Annotated in this window: 6 protein-coding genes and 1 pseudogene; 4 read left to right on the plus strand and 3 right to left on the minus strand. The window is 68.6% G+C overall.

Annotation, left to right across the window (positions count from 1 at the left end; all coding sequences use genetic code 11):
• Positions 1-352: pseudogene (locus HG543_RS49715) on the minus strand (oxidoreductase); the annotation flags it as partial.
• Positions 353-628: 276 nt separating this feature from the next.
• Between HG543_RS49715 and HG543_RS49720 the strand changes: the two are divergent.
• Together HG543_RS49720 and HG543_RS49725 are read left to right on the plus strand one after the other, a co-directional pair.
• Positions 629-1,858 (plus strand): NHL repeat-containing protein, encoded by a 1,230-nt coding sequence (locus HG543_RS49720; protein WP_169352004.1) that lies wholly within the window; start codon positions 629-631, stop codon positions 1,856-1,858.
• A 234-nt stretch (positions 1,859-2,092) separates the two neighbouring features.
• Complete coding sequence (locus HG543_RS49725; RefSeq protein ID WP_169352005.1) at positions 2,093-3,250, plus strand: hypothetical protein; 1,158 nt, start codon at positions 2,093-2,095, stop codon at positions 3,248-3,250.
• Between the two features lie 264 nt (positions 3,251-3,514).
• Here the strand turns inward: HG543_RS49725 and HG543_RS49730 are convergent, their stop codons facing one another.
• On the minus strand, positions 3,515-4,408 hold the full coding sequence (locus HG543_RS49730) for an enoyl-CoA hydratase/isomerase family protein (protein ID WP_169352006.1): 894 nt from the start codon (positions 4,406-4,408) through the stop codon (positions 3,515-3,517).
• 108 nt (positions 4,409-4,516) lie between these two features.
• On the minus strand, positions 4,517-5,494 hold the full coding sequence (acuI, locus tag HG543_RS49735; RefSeq protein WP_169352007.1) for an acrylyl-CoA reductase (NADPH): 978 nt from the start codon (positions 5,492-5,494) through the stop codon (positions 4,517-4,519).
• A 200-nt stretch (positions 5,495-5,694) separates the two neighbouring features.
• Between acuI and HG543_RS49740 the strand changes: the two genes are divergently transcribed.
• Both HG543_RS49740 and HG543_RS49745 read left to right on the plus strand, forming a co-directional pair.
• On the plus strand, positions 5,695-6,084 hold the full coding sequence (locus HG543_RS49740; protein ID WP_343073641.1) for a winged helix-turn-helix transcriptional regulator: 390 nt from the start codon (positions 5,695-5,697) through the stop codon (positions 6,082-6,084).
• Positions 6,085-6,632: 548 nt separating this feature from the next.
• Positions 6,633-7,209, plus strand: a 577-nt coding sequence (locus HG543_RS49745; RefSeq protein WP_169352009.1) for a fibronectin type III domain-containing protein, incomplete at its 3' end; no start/stop codon positions are given.

Consider the following 7,209-nt stretch of genomic DNA (forward strand, 5'->3'; position numbering starts at 1 on the left):
CCTCCGACGGGGGCGGCGGGGGAAGGCACGGCACGGTGAAGACCGCTTCACGGCGCAGCGTGCGAATCTCGGTCGTCGCGCGGAGGGTGCGGTCATGCTTCTGCACGGCCTGCTTCCGCTCCCGCCTCAGCGACTTCGCGAGCCGCGACTTCGTGTCACGGTCCGGGTGCACCACGCGGCCCGCGGCGGAGAGCAGGGCAATCTTCTCCTGCGCTGGGAGCTCCGCCAGCAGGAGGCGGTTCTGGCCCATGGCCTCCAGGAGTCGGATGCAGCGGCGCACCTCGTCCAGGGACAGCGCGGTGGGCAGTGGCGTTTCGTCAGGCGGGGGCAGGGCTCTCTCGGCTTCCTTCACACAGGGGGGAATACCTGCCAGGGCCGCCGGAAGGAAGGGCGGCGACGGGCTCGGGCCTGATGGGCGGGTGGCAGAGCGTGCGGCCGAGCCTGATTCACTCCGGTTTCGGGAGCGTGGACACGTGGGAGCAGGCGCGAAAACAGGGCCCCCGTTTCGCCTATAGTCGAGAGGCGTATGTCCTACGCACCCCGTTGGTGGATTCCGCGTTCATCGATTGAGGGCACCGCTTTGGAGGCCGCGGTGTCTCGCGCCTGCGCACCCGACGGCTTGCGAAGGGTGAGCGTCCAAGGCGCGTCCGGTCATCCGCGCGTCTGGCTGGAGTTCGAGTCAGGTCCGCTCGCACACGTGCAGGCCGAGCTCCGCTTCGAGTTCCACGTGGAGAGGAGGGAGGCGTCCTCCTATCGCCCGCTGAGCCTGTTCGAGCAGGAGATTCCCCTGGACGAGGACTCGGAGGACGAGCGTCAGATGTGCGCCTACGTCACGGCGCTGGGGGCGGACCTGGAGGCCGGCGGGTTCCTGCTTGGAAGCCAGGGTCCGTGGCTGGTCCATGCGCCCGCGTGGGGTGGGTCGCCGAGCTACGTGCGGCTGATGTCCCACGAGGAGTGGGAAGGCCGCTGCGAGGGCTTCGGGCGGGAGTTCCACGACGAGCAGGTCTCACGGATTCGCTCCGTCTCTTCGGAGCTGTGGGTCTGTGGCGCGCCGGGCTTCGTGTTCCAACGCCGCGGGAGTGAATGGAGTCCGGTCGAGACCGGGCTCCCGAATCGGCATGCCATGGTCCACGACGTGTGCCCCTTCCAGGACGCGCTGTGGCTGCTCGTGAACCAGGGCGAGCTGTGGCGCAGCGCGGGCGGACGGGCCGAGCGTGTTCCGACGCCTGCCGTCCCACACGCTGACGGGAGTCCCAACCGGCTCAACCTCCTCTCGTTTCGCGACACGCTGTACGTCGCGAATGGCGGTGCGCAGGTGCTCGCGTGGGACGGCAGCCGCTTCGAGGCCCTGCGGCCCCCAGGGAGCGGGCCGGGACGCGACTCCTTCTGCTGGGCCGACATCGCGCGCAGCGGGGAGCTGTGGCTCGCGAGCGACGAACGCGTCTTCGTCACCGATGGCTCACAGTGGAGGGAGTATGACCTTCCGGCACTCGGCGCGCCGCGCCTGTACGGCCTGTGTGCGGACCCCGCGGGGGGAGCATGGATTGCAGGCACGGCCTCCGTCTCCGGACGGATGAGGGGTGTGCTCCTCCGCGCGACGGTGGCCGGGCTCGAGCAGGTCGAGGTGCCCGAGGCCCCTGACATCATCGCGCAGCCCGCCATGCATCACGGTGGCGTCTACGCCGTCGGCCAGGGGGCGGAGGGAGGGCTCTTCCAGTACACGCCACCGTCGGTCGGGACGTCGGTGTCCCTCAGGGTGTCCACCCGCACGTTCGGGTCCGAACTGGCAGCACTCCACACGCTCACCGCGAGGGTGAAGCAGCTCGTCGAAGCGTTCGGTGGGTGGCTCGAGTCCTGAGTCGAAGCTCCCCACCCTCCTCCCGAGCTGGTCGAGCTGCGAGCCAGGCATCGCCGATGCCACGAGCGTGCTCTAACGGTTCAGATCGGTTTTCAGGTTTTCGGCGCGTGCTTCTCGAAGTTGGCCCCGCCTGTCTGGCCTGGACGCGCGTACCACGAGCCGCGTGTCGACGTGGCCCTTGCTCACGTGGCGGTGGGTTGAAGACCCGCCCGAGATGAGTGAATGATGGGCACCATGCCCAAGCCCCGTTCGACAGACATCGCCGCGCTCGACTCGCGAGCCGACAAGCAGCAGGCCCCGTCCCCCAAGGGAAAGGCCCTGTCGGGCACCCGGTCCACCGCGCCTTCCGGGAAGAAGTCCGCCGCGAAGGCGGGCAAGGTCCCGGACGTGGCTTCCGTCGCGCAGGTGCTGGCGGATGTCCACGTCACCGCGCAGGGCACCGTGGTGGTGCTGGCGGCGACGCCGCACCCGGACTCCGACTCCGGCTATGTCGCCGGGGACGACCTCTGGGACTTCGATAACCGGGTGAAGTGGAACCAGCCCTGGACCGACCAGGTCTGGCTGGACCAGGTGACGGTGGACGAGGACGAGTTCGAGCACTTCAAGCCCACCTACGACGTGGACTTCAACCGCTTGCTCACCTACGACGGCAAGGGCTGGACGCGCACCAAGCTGCCCAAGGCGCTTCCCTACGGCTACGTGGCCTCCACCCTCCGGGACCTGGGCGCGCCCTGGGGCCTCACGGGCTTTGGTGTCTCCGTGCTCGCGTTCGAAGGCAGGGGCAAGAGCTGGAAGCTCCGGGAGGTCACGGGGGCCGGCGCGCTCGACCTGGTGGATGGTGTCATCCACGAAGGCACCCTCTTCGGTCTGTGCTCGGCGAATGGGCTGGGGCGGCTCACCCCCGAGGGCAAGGACCTGAGCTTCGAGCAGGTGGGCGAGGAGCAGGACGGGCTCCGCGGGCTGTTGTCCCACGCGGGCACGCTCTACGCTTATGGCAACGGCGGTCTGTTCGCGCTCGAGGACAAGGCCCTCGTCGCGCGGCACGCCCCCCGCTTCACCGTGACGGGCGCGTGCGCGGGGCCCGAAGGAAGCATCTACTTCCATACCGACGCGCAGGCGTTCCACCTCCCCGCCAGGGGCAAGGCGCGGAAGCTCGCCCTCCCCAAGGGGCCCGTGCAATCGCTGGCCTTCTTCAAGGACCACCTGTTCGTCAGCCAGGACGACCGCGTCCTCCGCCTGGACGACGACCAGGGCACGCCGCTCAAGGTCCCCACACCGGCGCCGGGTTCCCCGCACCTCAAGGTCGCCGGTGGCAGGCTCTGGACGGTGTTCCCACACCACCTGGCCTTCACCACCAACGGCAAGTCCTTCAAGGCACTTCCGTTCCGCTGAAACTGAAGACGGGGCCTTATTCCGGATACGAGTCTTGCGCCGCTTTCCTGCGAGCAGGCTCCGCGGCCTGGCGCTCCTGCCGCTCGCGCTCAGCCGCGAGCTTCGCCTCGATGGCTTGGGCCAACTTCGAGGGTGAGCTTGGCCCGGGCCAAGCCCAGTGACGTGCCTTCTCCTTTGGGGCGCAGAAGCATGCCCCGCTGGACTTGCTAGCGAGCTGGCGTTGTCATGAGTCGATCAACCAAGGCGGGCGACGCGGAACGCCAGCTAGCCGACCTGCCCTGCCCGTAGCGCGGCGTCATAGCCACCAGGAGCGTAGAGCGGAAGCTCCCCAAGTTCGGCTGTCCTCCGCTGGTAGGCGAGCATCAACGTCTGACCATTCTCGGAGACGTTGAGCGTCAGGAATTCCTTGGCTTCGAGCTTGATGCCGTCTGGCAGCGGTAGCGAGCCACCGAAGTAGACCGAACGCTTGATGGCGCCCACGGCCGCCTTGTCGCGCTTGCCCAGATGATGGGCGAGCTCGATGGCCCTCGCTACGACGTCGGCCTTCGGCACCACCGCATCTACCGCACCGAGCTCCAGTGCCTGCGCGGGCGTGAATGGCTTGCCGTCGAGGATCGCGACGAGCGAGCGATGTGACCCGACCAGCCGAGTCAGTCGCTGGCTGCCGCCGCCGCCCGGCATGATCCCCAGCAGCACCTCCGGCTGACCGATGAAGGCGTCCGTGTCAGCCATCACCCGCAGGTCGCAGGCCCATGCGAACTCCGCGCCGAGCCCCAGCGCCTGGCCCTCGAGTGCGGCGACGAACACCACGCCGATGCTGTTCATGCGAAGGAAGATCGCATGCAGGCGGTCGAGCCCAACGTAGCCCTCCGAGGGCACCGGCGGCGGCGCACCCGTCTTCTGGCGCGCGACGTAGTCGGCGCCGCCCTGCTGCAACCATTTCACGTCCGCATGGCTCATGAACCGCTGCGGATGCGTGCTGGCGAAGACCACCGCACGCACATCGGGATCCTTGTCCACGCGCTCCACGAGCGCTTCGAGTTGCAGCGCCACGTCGACGCCGAAGAGCTGCAGCGGACCGCCGTCGATGCGCACCACCAGCGTGGAGCCGTGCGCTTCGATATCGAAGCGTGAGGGCGTGGCTTGTCGTTGTGTCATGTGTTGTCTCCCATGCTTGGGTGTTTCGGATGTGACGCGTCCCTCGATTCGGTTCGATCGCCGGCGCATCGAGGGACGGCCTGCGCCGACGGCGTTCCACTCGACCGTTCAGGGAATCCGAACCACCAGGCGCCCCCTGACCTCACCGCGCAGCAGGTGCGCGACGGTGTCGGAGACGTCGGCGAGCTCGATTTCCCGCGTGGCGGCGGCCAGCCTGGGCAGCTCGAGATCCGTCGCAAGGCGTGCCCATGCCGTCAGCCGCAGCTCGCGGGGCGCTCTCACGGAATCGATACCAGCCAGGGTGATGCCACGGAGGATGAAGGGCGCCATCGACGTCGGCAGGTCCATGCCCTGCGCGAGTCCGCAGGCGGCCACGACGCCGCGATAGCGCGTCTGCGCCAGAACGTTGGCGAGCGTGTGGCTGCCGACGGCGTCCACCGCGCCGGCCCAGCGCTCCGGCCCCAGAGGCGGACCGGGCCGCGCAAGGTGATTGCGGTCGATGACGTCCGCCGCGCCCAGCACGCGAAGGTGCTCCGCCTCCGATACGCGGCCGGTGGAGGCGACGACCCGGTAGCCGAGCTTCGACAGCAGTGCGATCGCGATGGAGCCGACGCCGCCGTTCGCACCGGTGACGAGGACATCGCCGTGCTCGGGTGTCAGGCCTGAATGCTCGAGCGCGAGCACGCACAGCATTGCGCTGTAGCCGGCCGTCCCGATCGCCATGGCATCGCGCGTGCTGAAGGCGTCGGGCACGGGTACGAGCCAGTTGGCCGGCACGCGCGCCTTCTCGGCGTAGCCGCCGTGGTGCGTCTGGCCCAGGTCCCAGCCGTTGACGAGCACGCGGTCACCCGGCGCGAACCGGGCGTCATCCGACGACTCGACGGTGCCCGCGAGGTCGATACCGCCTACCAGCGGTAGCGTCTTGATGATCTGGCCGCGCCCTGAGAGCGCGAGCGCGTCCTTGTAGTTCACCGTCGACCATTCGACCCGGACGGTGACGTCGCCTTCGCCGAGCTCGGCGGGATCGAGGTCGGTGAGGGTCGTCGACAGCCCGGCCTCGGTCTTCTCTGTCAGCAGTGCGCGCATGGGGCCTCCGGTGGAAGCCCACAATCTCGCGGGTACTTACAAAGTCGCAAGAAGGTACAATAATGATAGGTACTGTCAAGAATGTACGTATGCAGGCCAATCGCGTAACCCCCCCAAAGCGGTTGCCCTGTGGAAACCACGCTACTGACAAGGGTGTACGTATGCGGTCCAAGCGGCATGACCCCAAAAGCGGTTGCCCCGTGGAAGCCACGCTCTCGGTGGTCGGCGGGCTGTGGAAGCCGCTGATCCTGTTCCACCTGATGGGCGGCACGCTGCGCTTCATGGAAATCACGCGGCGCATCCCGAAGGCCACACAACGCATGCTCACGCTGCAGCTGCGCGAGCTGGAGAGCGACGGCGTCGTCGTGCGCCGCGTCTATCCGCAGGTGCCGCCGAAGGTCGAGTACGAACTCACGCCGTTTGGTCGCTCATTGGCGCCGGTACTGCTCACGCTGCGCGAATGGGGCGTGACCTACCTGCGCAGTCATGGTGTCGAACCCGATCCATTGCCGACGTGTCCGGCGAGCGAGCAGTTGGCCTCTAGAGCCAAAGCACCAGCCGCGGCTGACCAGGCGCCGGGTCGCACCTGACGCATCCCGGGTTCGTCGCGTCGGTCGTGGAGTCGTACGTCTGCGTCAGCGAGGCGCCCGGAACAACAAGCTGGAAATAGCCCGAGATGCTGGGACGCGTGGTGGGTGACGAGCGGCGCCACCAAGGCCATCCTCGACGTGATTCCGGGGCTGGTGGACCCGGGCGACGAGGGGCCACCGCGCGCTACGTGCCGCAGAACTGGGCGCGAAGCTGCCACGTCGATGACAGCGTGCTGAGCTGACGGGAGCGAGGACTGTGCAGTACGCGGTGCGCATGCGTGTGCACCGCGCTGCACGGGCCACGTGGACGGAGGCATGGCTTCGCCCACCTGGGTGTGGCCTGGGAGTCGCGCCAAAGCGGGCATGTGGGCTGCATTGCGCCGCCCCCGCACCGCGGCCGGGGCATTCCGCGCCGGCCCCGAGGTGCCGTCCTCTCTCTCTTTGACAAGAACACCCCCATGCCTCCGGTAACCCGGGTCCCCCTCTGTGTCCTGCTTGCAGCACTCGCGTGTCTCTTCTCCGGCTGCGGCTCCTCCGAAGAGGAGGCCGTGCAGCCTCCTGGCCTCCCCATCGATGTCACCGCCGAGGCGGGCGTGCGCGAGGCGCACGTCGCGTGGACGGCGCCGGAGCCGAAGCGTGGCGCCCCCGTCCACGCGTACACGGTGCGGGCGAGCCCCGGCGACATCGCGGTGACGGTGCCGGGCAAGGCCACCCGGGCCACCGTGCCCGGCCTCGCCAACGGCACGATGTATACCTTCACCGTGCAGGCCTCCAACCCGGTGGGCGAGGGGCCGATGTCCGTGCCCTCGCAGCCCATCACCACGCCGGACCTCCCTGACGCCGTGAAAATCCTCACCGTCTCCGTCGAGGCCACGCGGGCCACCCTCACCTGGAGGCCTCCCGGGTACGACGGAGGCAGCCCGCTGACCGCCAACGTCATCACCGCGCAGCCAGGCGACGTTCAGGTGAGCGTGGCGGGGAACGCGACGACGGCCACACTCGAAGGGCTGGCGAGCGCGACGCGCTACACATTCACCATCCAAGCCCGGAACGCGGTGGGAGACGGGCCGCGCTCGGACGCATGGGTGACGTCCACGCTCTGTGGCGCGGTCTCCCTCGTGGACT

This window comes from Pyxidicoccus fallax (genome assembly GCF_012933655.1).
In the GTDB taxonomy this organism is placed as follows: domain Bacteria; phylum Myxococcota; class Myxococcia; order Myxococcales; family Myxococcaceae; genus Myxococcus; species Myxococcus fallax.

Excerpts from the sequence above, each read along its gene's own strand:
- HG543_RS49725 (WP_169352005.1), top strand. The coding sequence starts at position 2,093 with ATGCCCAAGCCCCGTTCGACAGACATCGCCGCGCTCGACTCGCGAGCC.
- HG543_RS49730 (WP_169352006.1), bottom strand. The coding sequence starts at position 4,408 with ATGACACAACGACAAGCCACGCCCTCACGCTTCGATATCGAAGCGCAC.
- acuI (WP_169352007.1), bottom strand. The coding sequence starts at position 5,494 with ATGCGCGCACTGCTGACAGAGAAGACCGAGGCCGGGCTGTCGACGACC.